Below are 18,751 nucleotides of genomic sequence, written 5' to 3'. Positions count from 1 at the left end.
TGATCCTCGGACGGGGACGACGAGTGTGACGCTCCCACTATGCATTCCGGTGATCACCCGCGACGTCCGCCTCAGGCACCGGATCGGCGTACTCCACCGGGAGTACGGTGGCGATCGTGCCCTTCGAACGACTCGTCACCGCCCCGCTGCCCCGGCTGGGTCTCGGCCTCGCCGCCGTCGGCCGTCCCGCCTACATCGACCTCGGCCGCGTCGCCGACCTGCCCGCCGACCGCACCGTCGAGGCGATGCGGGACCGCGCCCACGCCGTCCTCGACACCGCCTACGCGCTCGGCATCCGCTACTTCGACGCGGCCCGCTCCTACGGCCTGGCCGAGGAGTTCCTCGCGAGCTGGCTGGACGCCCACCCCGAGGCCACCGACGTGCTGATCGGCAGCAAGTGGGGTTACACCTACACGGCCGGCTGGCGGGCCGACGCCGAGGTGCACGAGGTCAAGGACCACGGCACCGCCACCTACGACCGGCAGATCGCCGAGACCCGAGCCCTGCTCGGCGACCGCCTCGACCTCTACCAGATCCACTCCGTCACCCCGGACAGCCCGGCCCTCACCGACCGCGACCTCCACGCACGCCTCGCCCGGCTGGCGGCCGACGGGGTGGCCGTCGGACTGTCCACCAGCGGCCCGCTGCAGGCCGAGGCGATCCGCGCGGCGCTGAAGGTGACGGTGGACGGGCGGCGCCTGTTCACCGTCGTGCAGGCCACCTACAACCTGATGGAGCCCTCCGCGGGGCCCGCCCTGGCCGAGGCCCACGACGCCGGACTGATGGTGATCGTCAAGGAGGCCATGGCCAACGGCCGCCTGGCGACGGCCGATCCCGACTCCCCCCTCGCCGAGGTGGCCGCCCGGACCGGGGCGACGCCGGACGCGGTGGCCCTCGCCGCGGTCCTGCGCCGCCCCTGGGCCGGCGTCGTGCTCTCCGGCGCCGCCACCACCGGCCAGGTCACCGCCAACGCCCGGGCCGCCTCCGTCGGGCTCGACGCGGAGCAACTGGCCCGGCTGACCGCCCTGGCCGAACCGGCCCCGGCGTACTGGCGGCACCGCGCGGAGCTTCCCTGGAGCTAGCCGACGCCCGAGCCCGCGAGGCCCGCCGGGCGGCGGGAGCCCGCCAGGAAGCCCCCGATCCGCGCCCGCAGCCCGGCGGCGTCCAGGCCGTGCGCCGCCACGTGCTCCTGCCAGGTGCCGTACCGGCGCAGCTCCTCCCGGGCGGTGCCCAGCGCGAGGACGCGGTGCGGCAGGTCGAGCAGCGCCTCGGCGGCGAACGACGCCGACGTGCCCGCCAGGTACGGCTCGACCAGCACCACGTCCGCCGCCTCCGTGCCCGCCACGGCCGCCCGCAGCCCGGCCGCGTCGAAGGGGCGCACCGTGGAGGCGTACAGCACCGTGACGTCCAGGTCCGCGACGGCCTCCAGCGTGGCGTCCAGGAGCGGGCCCACGGCGACCACCACGCCCGCCCGGCCCTCGCGCAGCACCCGGAACCGGCCCGGCGAGACGGGCCGCGCGCTGCGGTTGGACTGCTCGCTGAGCCGCACGTAGACCCGGTTGTCGTCGGCGGCCGCCGCGTGCCGGACCAGGGCCTCGGCCTCGTCCGGGTGGCCGGGCACGTGCACGGTCCAGCCGTCCAGGGTGTCCAGCAGGGCGACGTCACCGGGGGCCTGGTGGGTGCGGCCCCCCGCGGCGATGTCGTACGAGGCGCCCGAGCTGACCAGCACCGCGCCCGCGGCCTGGTGCCCCAGGTCCAGCTTGACCTGCTCGAAGGGGCGTTCCACCAGGAAGCTGCAGAAGGTGTGGACGATCGGCCGCAGCCCGGTCAGCGCCAGCCCGCCCGCGACGCTGACCAGCAGCTGCTCGCGGATGCCCACGTCGATCACCCGGTCGGGGTGGCGCCGGGCGGCGTCCGTGAAGCGGTCCCCGGAGATGACCGCCAGCACGACGGCCAGCCGGGGGTCCTCGTCCAGCAGGCGGGAGGCGACGGCGGTGAAGCGGTCACGCATGGTGTCCATCGGAAGGTCTCCTCGGCTCGGGGCGGTGGTCACCGCTTGGGCTCGACTCGGGCGACGACGGCGTGCGGCCGTCCGGGGTGCGGTGCGGTGAACGCGTCGTACAGGGCCTCGTGGTCACGGCCGTCGACGCTCGTCACGGACCAGCCCTCGCCCGCGAAGAGCGAGGCGGGACCTCCCGGGCGCCGGTAGGTGGCGGAGGTGTTGTCGACGGCGACGACGTGCAGGCCCTCCAGCCCCATGGCGCCGGCGAAGGCGACGGCCTCGTGGTTGCTGCCCTCGTCCAGTTCGGCGTCGCCGACCAGCACCCACACCGCGGCGCCGGTCAGGCCCTGCGCCCGCAGCCCCAGGGCGCTGCCCACGGCGATCGGCAGTCCGTGGCCGAGCGAGCCGGAGCCGATCTCGGCGCCCGGCACGAGCACCCGGTCCGGGTGGTGGCCGAGCGGCGAGCCGAAGGAGCCGAAGCCCGGCAGCCACTCCTCCGGGACGAAGCCCTTGGCGGCGAGCACCGCGTAGTACGCCATCGGGCCGTGGCCCTTGGAGAGCAGGAAGCGGTCCCGGCCGGGGTCCTCCACCGTCCCCGGGGTCACCCGCAGCACGCGGTGGTAGAGCACCCACAGCACGTCGAGGGTGGAGGTGGCGGCGGGCCCGTGCTTCTCGTCGCCGGTCATGAGCGACATCAGCCGCCGGAGGTCGTCGTATCCGTACGCGGTGTCCGCACTGGTCGGAGTCATGAGTCGAGGGTGCAACTTCAAGTCGGCTTGAGGTCAAGCGCTACGCTCGGCCCGTGAGCGACCCAGCACCGCGCCGCGACCGCCTGGCCATCGGCGAGCTCGCCGCGCGCAGCGGTCTCGCCACCTCGGCCCTGCGCTACTACGAGGAGCTCGGGCTCATCCGCTCCGAGCGCACCGCCGGCGGGCAGCGCCGCTACCCCCGCGTGACGCTGCGCCGCGTCGCCTTCATCCGGGCCGCCCAGCGGGTCGGCCTGTCGCTGGAGGAGGCCGCCGCCGCCCTCGCCCGGCTCCCCGAGGGCCGCGCCCCCAGCGCCGCCGAGTGGAACGCCGTCGCCCGCACCTGGACCCCCGCATCGACGAGCAGATCGCGGAGCTGGAACGGCTCAAGGGCAACTTCACCGGCTGCATCGGCTGCGGCTGCCTCTCCCTGCGCAAGTGCGCCCTGTACAACCCGGACGACACCGCCGCCACCAGGGGGCCCGGCGCGCGGTACCTGCTGGGCGACGAGTCGGCTACACCCCGTCGACCTTGAACGGGTCGTGCTCGGACAGCAGCTTGTCCAGCCGCGCCTGGTCCACCCGGCTCGTCACCTGGCCGGCCTCCTGCCGGTCGCGGACGACCTTGGCGAGCGTGAACGCCGAGGTCACGACGTAGAGCAGCCCCACCGCCAGGAAGGCCCGCACCCACGGGCCGACCGGCAGGTAGGCGATGCCCACGACCATCGCCCCGAGGGCGACGGCGAAAGAGATCGCGGCCTGCGCCGAGTAGGCCGCCGTGTTCTGCTGCTGGATCGGATTCGCCATGCCTGAAGCATCGGCCGCCGCCGCCCGCGCCACATGAGTACGGCTACTCATCCGGGTCCCGGTACCCCGCACCGGCGGCGCCGCGCGTGGTGCGGGAATGGTGCGAGCGAGCACCCGACGACGTGCGGTATTGTTCTCGTGCGCGGTCGGCCGGGTGGGAAACTCGGTACGAGCCGGCACCGGGACGTGGCGCAGCTTGGTAGCGCACTTGACTGGGGGTCAAGGGGTCGCAGGTTCAAATCCTGTCGTCCCGACGGTGCTGACCAGCGGGTTTGTCATTCATGACAAACCCGCTGGTTGCGTTTGCGGCACATGGGGCGCGGAGGGCGCGAAGCGGCGCCGGCCGGCCGCCCCCGTGCGGAGCCGCGCCGCCCCGCGGCCGCCGAGGGCTCCGCACGTGCGCCGGGAAGCCTCCGTGCGCCGTGCCGCCGGGCCGGAAAACACTTGGACTCTGCACGCGTCGTCGCGGGACACTGCCACGTCCGGACCGCCCACTCATCGCACGCCGGCAGCGGCGCGAGCCGCGAGGGTCGCCGGCCCGAACGCAGCGCCGCACCGCCACGGCGGCAGCGGCACCTCCCGTAGAAGCACGCGGCAGTCGCCGCACGACACCGCAGGGTGAAGATGGGATCGCCTGAGACAGACAGGTTCCGGCCGGCCAGGGGCCCGGTGTTCCTGGCGCTGCGTCACTACGGAAGGGAGCTGGCCCGGCATCGGTGGCTGACGCTTCCGGCGATGCTGGCGCCGGCCCTCGGCAACATCGGCATCAACTACGTGGCTCCACTGGTCGTCGCGAAGCTCGTCGGCGGCTTCGTCGACGGCACCGCCCCCGGCCTCGGGGCGACCCTGCCCTACGTCCTGGTCTTCGCCGGGGTGCTGCTGCTCGCGGAGACGCTGTGGCGGATCGGCCTGCACTGCCTCAACCGCCTCGACGCCCTCGGCATCGAGCACCTCTACGTGGTCGGCATGGACGAGCTGTTCGCCAAGGACGCGTCGTTCTTCCACGACAACTTCGCCGGGTCGCTCACCAAGCGGGTGCTGAGTTTCGCCTCGCGCTTCGAGGAGTTCGTCGACACGCTGACCTTCAACGTCCTGGGCAGCTTCGTACCGCTGCTGTTCGGGTCGGTGGTGCTGTGGGCCTACGAACCGCTGCTGGTGGTCGGCCTCTTGGCGATGATCGCGGTGACCGCGCTGTGCGTGGCGCCCCTCATCCGCCGGCGCCAGGCACTCGTCCGCCGGCGCGAGGAGGCGATCGCCCGGGTGTCCGGGCACGTCGCCGACAGCCTGATGAACATGGACACCGTCAGGGCGTTCGCCGCCGAGGAGCGCGAGGCCGCCGAGCACCGCTCCCGCGTCGCCGAGTCGCGCAGGCTCACGCTCAAGTCGTGGGACTACGGAAACCTGCGCATCGACACCCTGGTCGCACCGCTGTCCGTGCTCACCAACGCGCTCGGCCTGCTGCTCGCGGTCACGCTCGGCGCGGGCACGCACGGCGTGGAGGCGGTCGTGGTGGCCTTCACCTACTACTCCAACGCGACGCGGATCATGTTCGAGTTCAACCAGATCTACCGCCGTCTGGAGAGCTCGATGACGGAGGCCGCTCAGTTCACCGAACTGCTGCTGAAGCCGCCCACCGTGCTCGACCCGCCCGCGCCGGAGCCGCTGCGGTCCACGGGCGCCGGTGTCCGCTTCGAGCACGTGACCTTCGCCCACGGGGGCGCGCAGCCGCTCTTCGAGGGGCTCGACCTGTCCGTGTCCAGCGGTGCCAGGGTCGGGCTGGTCGGCCGCTCCGGGGGCGGCAAGACCACCCTCACCCGGCTGCTGCTGCGGATGAACGACATCGACGGCGGCCGGATCCTCATCGGCGGTCAGGACATCAGCCGGCTGCGCCAGGCCGACCTGCGCGGCCTGATCTCCTATGTGCCGCAGGACCCGGCGATGTTCCACCGCTCACTGCGGGACAACATCGCCTTCGCCCGGCCCGACGCCACCGAGGGCGAGATCCGCCGCGCGGCCAAGGCGGCCCACGTCACGGAGTTCGCGGACGCGCTGCCCGCCGGCTTCGACACCATGGTCGGCGAACGCGGGCTCAAGCTCTCCGGCGGACAGCGGCAGCGGGTCGCGCTCGCCAGGGCGATCCTGCGCGACGCACCGATCCTGCTGCTCGACGAGGCGACGAGCGCGCTGGACTCGGAGAGCGAGATCCTCGTCCAGGAGGCCCTGTGGCGGCTGATGGAAGGGCGGACGGCGCTCGTGGTGGCGCACAGGCTCAGTACGGTCGCCGGCATGGACCGGCTGGTCGTCCTGGACCGCGGACGCATCATCGAGCAGGGCACCCACCAGGAACTGCTCGCGGAGGACGGCGCCTACGCCAAGCTGTGGCAGCACCAGTCGGGCGGCTTCCTGGACGACACCGCCGAACGGGCCGACCAGCACTGAACCCGGCCGCCTACGGCCGCCGGGGCGCCCTGCCGGTCAGGCCGCCCCGGTGGGCCGGGTCACGGCGATGGACACGTCGGTGCCCGGCACCTCGCCGCCGTCGTCGGTGAGGAAGCCGACGTGGACGTCCCGGCCGGTCGAGCGCGTCCGGCGGCGCGCGGAGGGGCCGGAGGGACGCGGCCGGTGGCGGTCGCCCCACTGCTGGAGCGAGGCCATGACGAGGTCGAGCTCCCGCCCGGCGTCGGTCAGGTGGTAGCTCTGCCGCTGCCGGCTGCCCGGCTCCTGGTACGTGCGCGTGCACAGCACCCCGGCGTCGACGAGCAGCTTGAGGCGGGTGCTGAGGAGGTTGGGGGCGATCCCGAGCGAGGTCTGGATCTCCGCGAAGCGGTGCCGCCCGGCGAAGATCTCGCGCAGCACCAGCAGGGACCACCGTTCACCGAGGATCTGCAGGCTCCGCTCGATGGAGCAGGCCGGCTGGTCCTCCTCCGGGCCCGACACATGCCGTCCGGTCGCCACTGCCGCTCACCTCCTGGACGATGCGATTCCCGCCCGCCGCGTCGTCGCGACCGCGCCGGGGGGAAGGTCAGTGTACACCTAGGTTTCCTCTTGCTACTCAGGCCCGCGCCGAAGAGGCCGCGGGACCCGGAGGGGGGCGTCACGCGCGGGGAACGCGTCACGGCCGTTGTCGGAGGCGATGGCTACCGTGGTCGCATGCCCGATTCCGAAGACGTCCGCCGCATCGCCCTCTCGCTGCCCGAGTCGGTGGAGAAGGAGGCCTGGAGCATGCCCACGTTCCGGGTCGCCGGGAAGATGTACCTCACGCTGCCCGACGACGAGACGTCCTTCGCGGTGCGCTGCCCCATGCACGAGCGGGCCGAGCTGATCGCGGCCGAGCCGGGGAAGTTCTGGGTGCCGCCGCACGAGGCCGGGTCGAACTGGGTGCGGGTCCGGCTCGCCGCCCTGGACGACATGGACGAGCTCCGGGACATCGTCGCCGACTCCTGGCGGCAGGCCGCGCCGCCGCGGCTCACCGAGGCGGCCGGCCCGGCCGCGGGAGCCGGCGCGTGACCACCCCGCCCGCGCCCCTCAAGGCCGACTTCACCTTCACCGGCCGGATCGAGCGGACCGCCGCGTCCGCCGCCCAGGCCGAGGCGCACGGCGCGGACGGCGTGCTGGTCAACGAGATGCGGCACGACGCCTTCCTCCAGTTGGCCCTCGCCGCGGGCGCCACCCGCCGGGCCGACCTGGTCAGCGGTGTGGCGATCGCCTTCGCGCGCAACCCGATGACGGTGGCCACGGCCGCGTACGACGTCCAGCGGCTGTCCGGCGGGCGGCTGACCGTCGGCCTCGGCTCGCAGGTCAAGCCGCACATCACCCACCGTTACGGCATGCCGTGGTCGCGGCCCGCCGCCCGCATGAAGGAGTTCGCGGGAGCCCTGCGAGCCATCTGGCACAGCTGGCAGACCGGCGAACGGCTGCGCTTCCGCGGCGAGTTCTACACCCACACCCTGATGACGCCGATGTTCGACCCGGGCCCCCTGCCGTCCGGGCCGCCCCGTATCTGGCTCGCCGGCGTCGGCCCGATGATGACCGCCGTCGCGGGCGAGGTCGCCGACGGGCTGATCTGCCACGCCCTCACCTCCGCGGACTACCTCCGGCAGGTCACCCTCCCCACCGTGCACAAGGCCAGGGAGGCCTCCGAGCACGCCGGCTTGCCCTTCGAGGTGGCGGGCAACGCCCTGGTCGCCACCGGCCGTACCGAGGAGGAGTACACGGCGGCCCTGACCGCCACCCGCGAGCGGATCGCGTTCTACGCCTCCACGCCCGCCTACCGCGCCGTGCTCGACCTCCACGGCTGGGGCGAGCTCCACGACGAGTTGCACCGGCTGTCCGTGCGCGGCCGGTGGGCCGAGATGGGCCGGCTGGTGGACGACGACGTCCTGGACGCCTTCGCCGTCCACGGTGAACCGCGGGCGGCCGGCCGCGCCGTGCGCGACCGCTTCGCGGGCCTGTGCACCCGCGTCACCGTCTCCCTCTCCCACGACGCCGACGACTCGCTCGCCCTCGACGTCCTCGCCGGGATACGGGACTGACGGCCGCGGCGGCTGACCAGGCCCCGCACGATGATCGGCGGACCCTACATCGATCCGGAGGCCTGCGCGCGACTTACGGAACCTTCACATCCGCGAACGCCCTTGTACGGCAATGTGTCCCCATGAGATCGCGCCCGTACGTACTGATGTCCGTGGCCTCCTCGCTGGACGGATGCCTGGACGACACGAGCACGACCCGGCTGCTGCTCTCCAACGAGGAGGACTTCGACCGGATCGACGACGTCCGCTCCGGGGTGGACGCCATCCTCGTGGGGGCCAACACCATACGGTCCGACGACCCGCGGCTGCTGGTGTGCTCCGCCGAGCGGCGCGAACGGCGGCTCCGCGCGGGGCTGTCGCCGACGCCGATCAAGGTCACGGTCACCGAGAGCGGGAAACTGGACCCCGGCGCCCGGTTCTTCACCACCGGGGAGTGCGAGAAGGTCGTCTACACGACGTCCGGCGCGAGCGACTGCCTCCGCGAACGCATCGGCGACGTCTGCTCCGTCGTCGACGCCGGCGACCCGCTGGACGTGCGGATCCTGCTCGCCGACCTCGCCGAGCGCGGTGTCGGACGGCTCATGGTCGAGGGCGGCGGAATCGTCCACACCATGTTCCTCAGCGCCGGGCTCGTCGACGAACTCCAGCTCGTGTACGCGCCGTTCTTCGTCGGCCAGGCCGACGCCCCGCGCATGGTGCACCCCGCGGTCTTCCCGCAGGGCCCCCAGCAGCGGATGACGCTCGCGGAGACCCGGCAGATCGGCGACGTGGTGCTGCTGCGCTACCTGCCGCGCCAGGACGCCTGACCGCCCGGGACGGTCGGGACGGGCTGGGCGGGCGCGCGCCGCGTCGCTCAACGCGGTCCTCGAGCAGGGTCCGGGCAGCGGGTGGCGGCGGCTCAGCCGCCGACCGGGCCGCGAGCGGGACCGGCCTGCCCCTGGCGCCGTGTCGAGCCGCGACAGCCGGGCCGGAACGTGCGGCCGCCCGCCGGACGGTGGCACGTTGAGCCGGGCGGCGCTTGGGGCCCGGCGACAAGGCGGTCAATCGGCGGCGGCGCTCTGCGCCGATCGGGCCGGAGCCTCGGACATCCCGGATGAGAGCCGGGGCTGCCTCGTGGGCGGTGGCCTTCGGCGTGCCCGGGTCTCGTCCCCGAGGGTGACGTCGGCGGCGGCCCCGGACCGGTTGTGCGGGGACGCCTGACGGTCGGCAGCCACGTGTTCCGGCCGGGCCATGAGCGGGGCCGGCGGCCGGCCGGTGACCCGCGTCGGCCGAGGTCTCACTCCAGGGCCCGGAGGGGCGGTCGCACGGTGGTCTTCGGCGTGCCCCGGGCGGTTCGTGGTGTCCTGGGCCGGACGGCAGCCCCGGCGGGGAGGACGCCGCCGGGGCCATGGATGTGCCGGGTCAGGAGGTGCGGCCGCCCACGGCGGAGGAGACCAGCACGCGCCTCTCCTCCGCCGCCCCGCCCGCCCCCGCGAGGCCCGCGGCGGAACCGGAGCGCGGGGCGGGGCGGTGGCGCCACAGCCAGAGCACGTCGCGGCCGAACGACCACACCAGCGAGGCCAGCGCGAGCACCGTCAGGGCGGCCGAGACCCCCGCGGGCAGGAGCCCCGAGCAGGCGGCGAGCAGGACGACGCCCTGCAGTGCCGCCACGGTCTTGCGGGCGAAGCTCGGCGGGAGCGGCGCGTTGAGCCACGGCAGCACCCACGCCGCCGCCACGAACGCGTACCGCATGGCGCCGATCACCAGCACCCACGGGCCCAGCGTCAGGGCGAGCCGCGCGCTGAGCACCAGGATCAGGAAGGCGTCGACCTCCATGTCGAAACGCGCGCCCAGGGCGGACGACGTGCCCGTGCGCCGTGCGACCTTGCCGTCGACCGCGTCGAGGGCCAGCGCCACCGCGGTGAGCCCGGTGAGCAGCGGCGTGCCGTGCGCGACGCCTCCCGCCACCATGGCCGTCACGCCGCCGACGAGCACCGCGCGGGCCAGGGTGACGTGGTCGGCCGGGCCCAGCGAGCGGCGTCCCGCCCGCCGCAGGCCCGCCGCCAGCAGCGCCCAGGTGCCCGCCGCGTAGACGGTCCCGGCCAGCCAGCCCACGGTGTCCAGGCCCACGGTGGCCCACAGCGCGGCGAACAGCGCCAACTGGGCGGCTGCCGCCCCGGCCTGCTCACGGCCCGCGGTGCCCCCACGGAACTCGGATCCAACGGTCATCACGGTCATGAGACGTCCCCGCTTGTCGCCTGTGCGGCACAGCCGCGTACGGTCGGGCCCGGCACCACCTGGATGGACGGTGCCTGTTGCCCGCCATGGAGTACGGAGGAAAACGGTGGAGCGTTCGGCGCGCGCGTTCTGGCTTCGCGAACCGGGCGAGGGCGAGGTCAGACAGACGCCCCTCGCGGAGCCCGGCCCGGGGGAGGTGCTGGTGCGCTCCCTGTACTCCGGGGTGAGCCGCGGCACCGAGACCCTGGTCTTCCGGGGCGGGGTGCCGGTGAGCCAGCACCAGGCGATGCGGGCGCCGTTCCAGGACGGCGAGTTCCCGGGGCCGGTGAAGTACGGCTACCTCAACGTGGGCCTCGTCGAGCAGGGGCCGCCCGAGCTGCTCGGCCGCACCGTCTTCTGCCTCTACCCGCACCAGACCCGGTACGTCGTCCCGGCCACCGCGGTGACGCCCGTGCCCGACGACGTCCCCGCGGGCCGCGCGGTGCTGGCGGGCACCGTCGAGACCGCGGTCAACGCGGTCTGGGACGCGGGCCCGCAGATCGGCGACCGGATCGCCGTGGTCGGCGCCGGCATGGTCGGCTGCAGTGTGGCCGCCGTCCTCGCGGGCGTCCCGGGGGCACGGGTGCAGCTCGTCGACGTCGACCCCTCCCGCGCCGCCGTCGCCGAGGCGCTCGGCGTCGGCTTCGCCCACCCCGACGCGGCCGAGGGCGGCTGCGACCTGGTCGTCCACGCCAGCGCCACCGAGGCGGGGCTCGCCCGCTCCCTGGAACTGCTGGAGCCGGAGGGCACCGTCGTCGAGCTGAGCTGGTACGGCGACCGCCGGGTCAGCCTGCCATTGGGCGAGGCCTTCCACTCCCGCCGCCTGGTCGTGCGAAGCAGCCAGGTCGGCACGGTCTCACCCTCGCGCCGCACCCGGCGCACCTATGCGGACCGGATGGCACTGGCCCTGCGCCTGCTCGCCGACCCGGTCTACGACGCCCTCGTCACCGGCGAGAGCGACTTCGAGGAACTGCCCCTGCTGATGAAGGAGATCGCAGGCGGTGAACGTTCCGTGCTCTGTCACCGTATTGCCTACCGTCCCGGTTAGGCCTTTGGGGAAGGTTGTCCTCGCGTGTTCAGTATCACCGTCCGCGACCACGTCATGGTCGCCCACAGCTTCCGCGGCGAGGTCTTCGGACCCGCGCAGCGGTTGCACGGCGCGACGTTCCTGGTGGATGCCACGTTCCGCCGCCCGGAGCTCGACGCCGACAACATCGTCGTCGACATCGGCCTGGCCACCCAGGAGCTGGGCGCGGTCCTCGCCGCGCTCAACTACCGCAACCTCGACGACGATCCGGACTTCTCCGGGATCAACACCTCCACCGAGTTCCTGGCGAAGACCATCGCCGACCGGCTCGCCGACCGCGTGGCCGCGGGCAAGCTCGGCGAGGGTGCGCACGGCCTGACCGGCATCTCGGTCACCCTGCACGAGTCGCACGTCGCCTGGGCGAGCTACGAGCGTTCTCTGTGACGACGCCCGCGCGCCCGACCGCCCCCGCTCCGGCGGGGGCGGCCCCCGCGTACGTCGTCCTCCCGGGCGACGTCGACGACGCCACCGCGCCCAGCGGCGGCAACGTCTACGACCGGCGGCTGAGCCAGACCCTGGCGGCCGCGGGCCGGCCGCTGCGGGAACTCCCCGTGCGGGGTGCGTGGCCGCGCCCGGACGGCGCCGCCCGGCAGAATCTGGCCAGGGCGCTCGCGGCGGTGCCGGACGGCGCCGTCGTCCTGCTCGACGGACTCGTGGCCTGCGGAGTCCCCGAGATCGTCGTTCCGCACACGCGCCGGCTGCGCACCGCGGTCCTGGTGCACCTGCCGCTGGCGGACGAGACCGGCCTGGACCCCGCGGCCGCCCGCGAACTCGACGCCCTGGAGCGCGAGACCCTGCGGGCCGCCGCCGCGGTCGTCGCCACCAGCCCCTGGGCGGCCCGGCGCATCGCCGAGCGGCACGCGTTGCCCGAGGGCCGGGTCCACGTCGTCGTCCCCGGCACCGACCCCGCGCCGCTCGCACCCGGCGGGCAGGACGGCACACGGCTGCTGTGCGTGGCCTCGCTGACCCCGCGCAAGGGCCACGACCTGCTCGCCGGGGCGCTGGCCGCCGTCGCCGACCTGCCCTGGACCTGCCGCTGTGTGGGCCCGCTCGGCCGCGACCCCGAACACCTCGCACGCGTACGCGAACTGATCGGCCGACACGGCCTCGGCGACCGCGTGGACCTCACCGGACCGCTCACCGGCGAACCACTCGCGGCGGAGTACGCCGCCGCCGACCTGCTCGTCCTGCCGTCCCGCGCCGAGACCTTCGGTATGGTCGTCACCGAGGCCCTGATGCGCGGCACCCCCGTACTGGCCACCGCCGCCGGGGGAGTGCCCGACGCCCTCGGCCTGGCACCGGACGGCACACAGCCCGGCCTGCTCGTCCCCCCGGACGACCCGGACGAACTCGCCGCGGCGCTCCGCCGCTGGCTCGACGACGCCGACTTGCGCGACCGGCTGCGGGCGGCGGCCCGCCTGCGGCGCGAGACGCTGCACGGCTGGGAGCACGCCGCGCGGGACATGGACGCGGTGCTCGAACTGCTGCGGGAGGGAACCCGATGACCACGTCCGACACCGCCCCCTTCACACCTCACTGGCTCGCGCTGCGCGAGGACGCCGACGCCGCGGCCCGAGCCGCGGACCTGCTCGACCCGCTCCGCGAGCACCTCGCGGGCGCTTCGCGCGGCAGCGGCCCGCTGGTCGTCCGCGACCTCGGCTGCGGCACCGGCTCCATGGGCCGCTGGCTCAGCGGAAGCCTCCCCGGGCCGCAGCACTGGATCCTCCACGACCACGACCCCGCCCTCCTCGCCCTCGCTGCGGCGAGCCTGACCGGCCTCACCGCGGGCGGCGACCCCGTCACCGCCGAGACCCGCGAGGGCGACCTCACCCGGCTCACCGCCGCCGACCTCGCCGGGACCTCGCTCGTCACCGCCTCCGCACTGCTGGACCTGCTCACCGCCGACGAGACCGACGCCCTCGCCGCCACCTGCACCGCCGCCGGGGTCCCCGTGCTCTTCGGCCTCTCCGTGGTCGGCGAGGTCGAACTCGGGCCCGCCGACCCGCTCGACGCGGACATCACCGCGGCCTTCAACGCGCACCAGCGCCGGACGGCCGGCGGCCGCGCACTGCTCGGCCCGGACGCCCTCGACGTCGCCGCCCGGGCGTTCACCCGGCACGGTGCCACCGTCACGACCCGGCCCAGCCCCTGGCGGCTCGGCGCGGACAGCTCCGCGCTCACCGCCGAGTGGCTGCGCGGCTGGGTCGGTGCCGCCGTCGAACAGGACCCCGGCCTGGCCGCCCCCGCGCAGGCCTATCTGCGCCGCCGGCTCGAGGACTGCGCCGCCGGGCGGCTCACCGCCGTCGTCGGCCACGGCGACCTGCTCGCCCTGCCCGGAGGTGGGGCCCGGTGAGGCAACGACTGTGGGCCTGGCTGCGGCTGCTGGTCGGCGCGGCCATCCTGGCCGCCCTCGTGTGGCGGCTCGGCACCGGCGCGTTCGTCGACGGCCTGCGGGTCGTGGACGGCCCCGCCGTCCTCGCCGCCCTCGCGATCGGCCTGTTCACCACCGTGACGAGCGCCTGGCGCTGGTGCCTGGTCGCCCGCCGGCTCGGCCTGCGGCTCCCGCTGTCCCGGGCCGTGTCCGACTACTACCGGGCGCTGCTGCTCAACGCGGTGCTCCCGGCCGGGGTCCTCGGCGACGTCGACCGGGCCGTCCGCCACGGCAGGCACTCCGGCGACGTCGGCCGCGGTGTGCGCGCCGTCGTCCTGGAACGGGTCGGCGGCCAGGTCGTCGTCCTCGTGCTCGGCGCGGCCGTCCTGCTGACCCGGCCCTCCCTGGTCACGGCCATCGCCGGCGACCTGGTGCCGGGCCGGGCCGCCGCGGAGGTCACGGCCGGCGTGCTCCTGGCCGTCGTGGCGCTGGGCGGATGGCTGCTGTGGCGGCGCGGCGCCAAGGGGCGGAAGGCCCTGGCCACCGGGCTGGCCGACCTCCGCGGCGGACTGCTCGCCCGGGGCACCTGGCCGGGCGTGGTCGCGCTGTCCGCGGCGGGACTCGCCGGCCACATCGCCCTGTTCGTGGTCGCGGCCCGCGCCGCGGGTTCGCCGGCGCCGGTCGCCACGCTCGTGCCGCCGCTCGTCCTGGCCCTGCTCGTGATGGGACTGCCCGTCAACATCGGCGGCTGGGGCCCGCGTGAGGCCGCCGCGACGCTCGCCTTCGGCGCCGCCGGGCTGGGCGCCGCCCAGGGCCTCGCGACCGCCGTCGTGTACGGGGTGCTCACCCTCGTCTCGAGCCTCCCGGGGATCGCCGTGCTCGCCCTCCCCGGCCTGCGCGCGCTCGCCGCCCGCTTTCAGCCCGCGGAGGACGGCGCCGTCCCGTCCCCCAGGTCGCGGACGAACCGGAGCCCCGGACGGCCGCTCAGCTCGACCGTGCCGGCCGGCACGAACCCCGTACGGGACAGCACGGTGCGCGAGCCCGCGTTGTCCAGCGTGGTGACCGCCCGCAGCGTCGCCAGCCCGTACTCACCGGCCGCCCGGGCGCACACTTCGTGAACCGCGGCCGTGGCGAGCCCTCGCCCGGCCGCGCTCTCGGCGATCCGGTACCCCAGCTCCGCCGACCCGCCGGTCACGTCCACCAGGTTGACCCGGCCCAGCACCTCGTCGTTCGCGCCGACCAGCACATGGAAGTGGCAGAACCCGGTGTCCTGCTCGGCGAGCAGCGCCTGGTGCCGAGCATCGAAGTGGGCGAAGTAGTCGTCGCCCCGGTCCGGTATCGACGCGGCGAAGTACGACCGGTTCGCCCGCTCGAACTTCAGGAGCGCGGCGGCGTGGTCGGTACGGAGGCGTTCCAGGCGGGGCATGCCCCGATGGTAGTGGCGCCTGCCTGCCTGCCTGCCCGCCCGGCTCGGCTGAGGCGTCGGGCCGGAGGAGCCGTTCGTCAGCCGGAACGTGACCGGTGCCCCGGACGGCAGCCGCGGGACATCGCCCCGGACCCCGCCTGGCGGAAGGCCGGAGGCCGACACGCGGTGCTCCGCGACCGGCCCCCGCCTCCCGCGGGTCAGGAGGCCGGCGAGGCGGCCGCGCCGGAGCGGGCGTGACGGCCGGGGCGGGACGTCTCGACGCCCAGGGCGTCCTTGTCGGAGACGAAGAGCGCGGCGACCGCGGAGATCAGGGCCAGGCCCGTGCAGAGCACGAAGCCGGCGTGGTACGCGCCCAGGTTGGCCGTGGTGGTGCCGCCCGCCGTCACGGTCGTCGTACCGACCGCGGTGAGGAGCGTGGCGATGAGCGCGGTACCGAAGGCACCGCCGAGTTGCCGCTGCATGTTGAACACGGTCGCGGCCCGCCCCGTCGAAGGCGCGGGGATCGTGGCGAAGGCCGCGTTCTGCGCCGACATCATCACGTGCCCGATGCAGTAGCCGAGGACGAAGAGCACCCCGCGCAGCACCCACGGCGAGGTGGCCGTCGTGAACCCGGTCATCACCGCCACGCAGACGCCCATGCCGGCCGAACCGCCCACCATGAGCCACCGCGGCCCGATCCGCCGGTACAGGCGCGGGGCGATCTGCGCTGCGGCCATCACGCCCACGGCCTCCGGCCAGGTGGCCAGGCCGCTCTCGAAGGCGTTGAAGCCCAGCGCCTCCTGCAGGAACATCGGGTAGAGCCACACCGTGCCGAGGAAGACCGCGCTGAGCGGGAACATCACGACGGTGTTGGCGCGGAACAGCCGGTCCCGGAAGAGCTCCAGGTCCAGCATCGGCATCGAGATCCGCCGCTCCACCAGCACCATCGCGCCGAGCGCCGCGATCCCCACGAGCAGCGGCACGAGGATGCCCGCGGTGCCCCAGCCGTCCTTGGCGCCGTTGGTCAGCGCGTACAGCGCCAGGGACAGCCCGCCGCCGGCCAGGAGGAAGCCGACGAGGTCGAAGCGCCCGGGGCGCTCCAGGCGGAAGTCCGGGAGGAACAGCAGGCCGAAGACGACGGCGGCGGCACCGACCGGCAGGTTGACCAGGAAGACCCAGTGCCAGGACACGGCGTCGCACAGCCAGCCGCCCAGCACCGGGCCCACGGCCGGCGCGATGGCGGTCGGCACCATCAGCGCACGCTGCGCCTTGATCCGTTCCGCCGGCGGGTACGCCCGGAAGAGCATCGTCTGGCCGACCGGGACGAGCAGACCGCCGCCCGCGCCCTGCAGGATCCGGTAGAGGGTGAGCTGTTCGAGACTGGTGGACATCGCGCACAGCGCCGACGCCAGGGTGAAGGCGACCAGCGCGGCGAGGAACACCCGGCGGGTGCCGAACCGGTCGGCGAGCCAGCCGGCGACGGGGATGAAGACCGCCAGGCTGACGAGGTATCCGATGTTGACGCCCCCCAGCCCGGAGGCCGGCACGCCGAAGTCCTCGCCGATGGCCGGTACGGCGACGTTGACGATGGTGGTGTCCATGATCGCCATGAACAGCGCGGCGACGAACACCACGGCGACCGCGGTGGTCGGCGGAATCCTGCGTGCCAAAAGGAAGCTCCTCGCTCGGGGCGCCTCCTGCGCGGCGGACCGCGGTCCGGACGACACCGGTCACGGGTTCCAGATAAGCCCGGACTCCGGCGTGGCGCACGCCGGAGTCACCCGGGTGCGTGTACCCGCCGGTCACCGGCCATGTCACCGGCCATGTCACCGGCCTCGTCAGCGGCCGGTCCAGCGGGGCGGGCGCCTGTCCAGGAACGCGGCGACACCCTCGTGCCGGTCCGCGGAGGCCATCACCGTACGGGTCGCCTCGTCGGTGGCCCGCCAGCCGAGCGCGTCGGCGCCGGAGAGCCACGCGTCCATGGCCACCAGGCTCGCCTGGACCGCGACCGGGGCGTTCTCGCAGATGCGCGCGGCGAGTTCGAGCGCGCCCGCCAGCGCCTCACCCTCCTCGGTGACCCGGTTGACCAGCCCCGCGGCGTGCGCCCGCGCGGCGTCGACGGGATCACCGGTCAGCACCATCTCCCTGGCCAGGTTGACGGGCAGGGCGCGCGGGCCGCGGAACAACCCCGCACAGGTGGGCACCAGGCCCAGCCGGACCTCCGGCAGCCCGAAGAGGGCGTTCGAGGCGGCCACCACCAGGTCGCAGGCGAGCACCAGCTCCATCCCGCCCCCCAGCGCGGCGCCCTCGACGGCGGCCACCAGCGGCTTGCGCCGGTGACGGCGGATCAGGCCGTACTCGCCGCCGCGCTCGGTGACGTAGTCGCCGATGGCGTTCAGGTCGCTGCCCGCGCTGAACACCCCGCCGGAGCCGGTGAGCACGCCGGACCACAGCTCCGGGTCGTCCTCCAGGGTGTTGAACGCCGCGTCGAGCGCCTCGGCCAGCCGCCGGTCCACGGCGTTGCGCTTGTACGCACGGCACATCCGGACCACCAGCACGCGGCCGTGCCGCTCCGTGCGCACCAGCGGCTCCCCGGGCGGCTCGGGCTGGGCCATGGCGGGCACCTCCGGTCGGTGGTCGTCCGGGACGTGTCCCGGGGTCAGCCGACGATATCCCCACGGCCGCGGTCGCCGGTGGACCGGGGCGGCCGCGCACGGCACGATGGCCAGGGGCTGTACGAGGAGGGCGCCTTGGAGACGACGCAGGACGGATCCACCGGTGAGACGCCGCGCTGGGTCGAACTGGCGGAGGTCGACAACATCCGCGACCTGGGCGGACTGCCCGTGCGCGGCGGCGGCACGACCCGGCGCGGTGTCGTGTTCCGGGCCAGTACCCTCCAGGAGGCCACGGCGGACGACGTCGGACTCCTGCTCGGCCGCTACGGGCTGCGTACCGTCCTCGACCTGCGCGGCCCCGACGAGGCCGCCCGCGAGGGGCACGGCCTGCTGGCGGACGCGGCCGTACGCAGGGTGAACCTGCCGGTCAGCCGGGTGCGGGCGCTGGTCGCCGACGCCGTACCGGTGACGACCGCGAACGACGGGAACGCGATCGGCTTCTACCTCGGACTGCTCGACGGCAGCGGCGAGTCGCTGGTCGCCGCCGCCCGCGTCGTCGCCGACACCGACCAGCACGCCGTGGTCTTCCACTGCGCCGTCGGCAAGGACCGCACCGGCGTCCTCGCGGCGCTCCTGCTCGACGCGGTGGGCGTGCCCGCGCCCGCCATCGCCGCCGACTACGCGCTCACCGCCCAGCGCGTCGTCCGCATCCGCGCCCGGCTGACCCGCTTCCCCTCCTACCGCGACCTTCCCGCCGTGGAGCACGCCTTCATGGCCTCCGAACCGCGGGTCATGCGCCGTTTCCTGGCCACCCTCCACACCGCGCACGGCGGTGCGGCTCCCTGGCTGCGCGACCGCGGCCTGACGGCGGCGGAACTCACCCGCCTGAGAGAAGTCCTGGTCGATCCCGCCCCGCACTGACCGTCGGCAC

18 protein-coding genes, 1 tRNA gene and 2 pseudogenes are annotated in these 18,751 nt (G+C 74.6%); 13 read left to right on the top strand and 8 right to left on the bottom strand.

The window, feature by feature from the left end:
* Positions 1-116: 116 nt before the first annotated feature.
* Positions 117-1,082: an aldo/keto reductase gene (locus OIE69_RS08485; protein WP_326571326.1), complete on the top strand. Its 966-nt coding sequence runs from the start codon at positions 117-119 to the stop codon at positions 1,080-1,082.
* On the opposite strand, the gene OIE69_RS08480 is transcribed toward OIE69_RS08485, so the two are convergent.
* Both OIE69_RS08480 and OIE69_RS08475 read right to left on the bottom strand, forming a co-directional pair.
* A complete protein-coding gene (locus OIE69_RS08480; RefSeq protein ID WP_326571325.1) occupies positions 1,079-2,020 on the bottom strand; it encodes a transketolase family protein in 942 nt (313 codons plus the stop codon). The genes OIE69_RS08485 and OIE69_RS08480 overlap by 4 nt on opposite strands.
* 29 nt (positions 2,021-2,049) lie before the next feature.
* Positions 2,050-2,751 (bottom strand): transketolase, encoded by a 702-nt coding sequence (locus OIE69_RS08475; RefSeq protein ID WP_326571324.1) that lies wholly within the window; start codon positions 2,749-2,751, stop codon positions 2,050-2,052.
* Between the two features lie 53 nt (positions 2,752-2,804).
* Between OIE69_RS08475 and soxR the strand changes: the two are divergent.
* A pseudogene (gene soxR / locus OIE69_RS08470) lies at positions 2,805-3,283 on the top strand (redox-sensitive transcriptional activator SoxR).
* On the opposite strand, the gene OIE69_RS08465 reads toward soxR, so the two are convergent.
* Positions 3,264-3,554 carry a YiaA/YiaB family inner membrane protein gene (locus tag OIE69_RS08465; RefSeq protein ID WP_026251357.1) on the bottom strand — a complete coding sequence of 97 codons (291 nt, stop codon included), beginning with the start codon at positions 3,552-3,554 and terminating at the stop codon, positions 3,264-3,266. The pseudogene soxR and the gene OIE69_RS08465 sit on opposite strands and share 20 nt — an antisense overlap.
* A 180-nt stretch (positions 3,555-3,734) precedes the next feature.
* On the opposite strand from OIE69_RS08465, the gene OIE69_RS08460 reads away from it, so the two are divergent.
* A tRNA-Pro gene (locus OIE69_RS08460) sits at positions 3,735-3,808 on the top strand.
* A gap of 370 nt (positions 3,809-4,178) precedes the next feature.
* Positions 4,179-5,993 carry an ABC transporter ATP-binding protein gene (locus tag OIE69_RS08455; protein WP_326571323.1) on the top strand — a complete coding sequence of 605 codons (1,815 nt, stop codon included), beginning with the start codon at positions 4,179-4,181 and terminating at the stop codon, positions 5,991-5,993.
* 36 nt (positions 5,994-6,029) lie between these two features.
* Here OIE69_RS08455 and OIE69_RS08450 read toward each other — a convergent pair whose 3' ends face one another.
* On the bottom strand, positions 6,030-6,509 hold the full coding sequence (locus tag OIE69_RS08450) for a winged helix-turn-helix transcriptional regulator (protein WP_326571322.1): 480 nt from the start codon (positions 6,507-6,509) through the stop codon (positions 6,030-6,032).
* Between the two features lie 195 nt (positions 6,510-6,704).
* Between OIE69_RS08450 and OIE69_RS08445 the strand changes: the two genes are divergently transcribed.
* The 3 genes from OIE69_RS08445 to OIE69_RS08435 all read left to right on the top strand — a co-directional run bounded on the left by OIE69_RS08445 (position 6,705) and on the right by OIE69_RS08435 (position 8,892).
* The gene (locus tag OIE69_RS08445) at positions 6,705-7,061 is read left to right on the top strand and encodes an MmcQ/YjbR family DNA-binding protein (protein ID WP_326571321.1); all 357 of its coding nucleotides are present in this window, start codon (positions 6,705-6,707) and stop codon (positions 7,059-7,061) included.
* Positions 7,058-8,086 carry a TIGR03617 family F420-dependent LLM class oxidoreductase gene (locus OIE69_RS08440; RefSeq protein ID WP_326571320.1) on the top strand — a complete coding sequence of 343 codons (1,029 nt, stop codon included), beginning with the start codon at positions 7,058-7,060 and terminating at the stop codon, positions 8,084-8,086. The genes OIE69_RS08445 and OIE69_RS08440 overlap by 4 nt, the downstream gene beginning before the upstream one ends.
* A gap of 122 nt (positions 8,087-8,208) precedes the next feature.
* On the top strand, positions 8,209-8,892 hold the full coding sequence (locus tag OIE69_RS08435) for a RibD family protein (protein ID WP_089228253.1): 684 nt from the start codon (positions 8,209-8,211) through the stop codon (positions 8,890-8,892).
* Positions 8,893-9,487: 595 nt separating this feature from the next.
* Here OIE69_RS08435 and OIE69_RS08430 read toward each other — a convergent pair.
* On the bottom strand, positions 9,488-10,294 hold the full coding sequence (locus OIE69_RS08430; protein WP_392567482.1) for a CDP-alcohol phosphatidyltransferase family protein: 807 nt from the start codon (positions 10,292-10,294) through the stop codon (positions 9,488-9,490).
* Positions 10,295-10,409: 115 nt separating this feature from the next.
* Between OIE69_RS08430 and OIE69_RS08425 the strand changes: the two genes are divergently transcribed.
* The 5 genes and pseudogenes from OIE69_RS08425 to OIE69_RS08405 form a co-directional block, all read left to right on the top strand.
* A complete protein-coding gene (locus OIE69_RS08425) occupies positions 10,410-11,390 on the top strand; it encodes a zinc-dependent alcohol dehydrogenase (protein WP_326571318.1) in 981 nt (326 codons plus the stop codon).
* A gap of 24 nt (positions 11,391-11,414) precedes the next feature.
* Positions 11,415-11,813: a 6-pyruvoyl trahydropterin synthase family protein gene (locus OIE69_RS08420; protein ID WP_018561096.1), complete on the top strand. Its 399-nt coding sequence runs from the start codon at positions 11,415-11,417 to the stop codon at positions 11,811-11,813.
* The gene (locus tag OIE69_RS08415) at positions 11,810-12,934 is read left to right on the top strand and encodes a glycosyltransferase family 4 protein (RefSeq protein ID WP_326571317.1); all 1,125 of its coding nucleotides are present in this window, start codon (positions 11,810-11,812) and stop codon (positions 12,932-12,934) included. Before OIE69_RS08420 ends, OIE69_RS08415 begins: the two co-directional genes overlap by 4 nt.
* The gene (locus tag OIE69_RS08410) at positions 12,931-13,782 is read left to right on the top strand and encodes an SAM-dependent methyltransferase (RefSeq protein WP_326571316.1); all 852 of its coding nucleotides are present in this window, start codon (positions 12,931-12,933) and stop codon (positions 13,780-13,782) included. The genes OIE69_RS08415 and OIE69_RS08410 overlap by 4 nt, the downstream gene beginning before the upstream one ends.
* Positions 13,779-14,609: pseudogene (locus OIE69_RS08405) on the top strand (lysylphosphatidylglycerol synthase transmembrane domain-containing protein); the annotation flags it as partial. The gene OIE69_RS08410 and the pseudogene OIE69_RS08405, both read left to right, overlap by 4 nt.
* A 107-nt stretch (positions 14,610-14,716) precedes the next feature.
* On the opposite strand, the gene OIE69_RS08400 reads toward OIE69_RS08405, so the two are convergent.
* From OIE69_RS08400 to OIE69_RS08390, 3 genes are all read right to left on the bottom strand, one after another.
* Positions 14,717-15,226: a GNAT family N-acetyltransferase gene (locus OIE69_RS08400; protein WP_326571315.1), complete on the bottom strand. Its 510-nt coding sequence runs from the start codon at positions 15,224-15,226 to the stop codon at positions 14,717-14,719.
* Between the two features lie 197 nt (positions 15,227-15,423).
* Entirely contained in the window at positions 15,424-16,875 is a 1,452-nt protein-coding gene (locus OIE69_RS08395) for an MDR family MFS transporter (RefSeq protein ID WP_326571314.1), read from the bottom strand.
* Positions 16,876-17,043: 168 nt separating this feature from the next.
* Entirely contained in the window at positions 17,044-17,820 is a 777-nt protein-coding gene (locus tag OIE69_RS08390) for an enoyl-CoA hydratase-related protein (protein WP_326571313.1), read from the bottom strand.
* A 135-nt stretch (positions 17,821-17,955) separates the two neighbouring features.
* On the opposite strand from OIE69_RS08390, the gene OIE69_RS08385 reads away from it, so the two are divergent.
* Positions 17,956-18,741, top strand: a complete 786-nt coding sequence (locus tag OIE69_RS08385; protein WP_326571312.1) for a tyrosine-protein phosphatase — start codon at positions 17,956-17,958, stop codon at positions 18,739-18,741.
* Positions 18,742-18,751 lie beyond the last annotated feature (10 nt).

The organism is Actinacidiphila glaucinigra (assembly GCF_035918135.1).
GTDB lineage: Bacteria > Actinomycetota > Actinomycetes > Streptomycetales > Streptomycetaceae > Actinacidiphila > Actinacidiphila glaucinigra.
Note: the sequence above shows the minus strand (reverse complement) of the source record. Positions and strands in the feature narration are given on the sequence as shown.

What these genes read in the sequence shown, in the direction of transcription:
- OIE69_RS08455 (WP_326571323.1), top strand. Translation starts at nt 4,179, where the DNA reads ATGGGATCGCCTGAGACAGACAGGTTCCGGCCGGCCAGGGGCCCGGTG.
- OIE69_RS08445 (WP_326571321.1), top strand. Translation starts at nt 6,705, where the DNA reads ATGCCCGATTCCGAAGACGTCCGCCGCATCGCCCTCTCGCTGCCCGAG.
- OIE69_RS08475 (WP_326571324.1), bottom strand. Translation starts at nt 2,751, where the DNA reads ATGACTCCGACCAGTGCGGACACCGCGTACGGATACGACGACCTCCGG.
- OIE69_RS08400 (WP_326571315.1), bottom strand. Translation starts at nt 15,226, where the DNA reads ATGCCCCGCCTGGAACGCCTCCGTACCGACCACGCCGCCGCGCTCCTG.
- OIE69_RS08390 (WP_326571313.1), bottom strand. Translation starts at nt 17,820, where the DNA reads ATGGCCCAGCCCGAGCCGCCCGGGGAGCCGCTGGTGCGCACGGAGCGG.
- OIE69_RS08410 (WP_326571316.1), top strand. Translation starts at nt 12,931, where the DNA reads ATGACCACGTCCGACACCGCCCCCTTCACACCTCACTGGCTCGCGCTG.
- OIE69_RS08435 (WP_089228253.1), top strand. Translation starts at nt 8,209, where the DNA reads ATGAGATCGCGCCCGTACGTACTGATGTCCGTGGCCTCCTCGCTGGAC.
- OIE69_RS08480 (WP_326571325.1), bottom strand. Translation starts at nt 2,020, where the DNA reads ATGGACACCATGCGTGACCGCTTCACCGCCGTCGCCTCCCGCCTGCTG.
- OIE69_RS08430 (WP_392567482.1), bottom strand. Translation starts at nt 10,294, where the DNA reads ATGACCGTTGGATCCGAGTTCCGTGGGGGCACCGCGGGCCGTGAGCAG.
- OIE69_RS08465 (WP_026251357.1), bottom strand. Translation starts at nt 3,554, where the DNA reads ATGGCGAATCCGATCCAGCAGCAGAACACGGCGGCCTACTCGGCGCAG.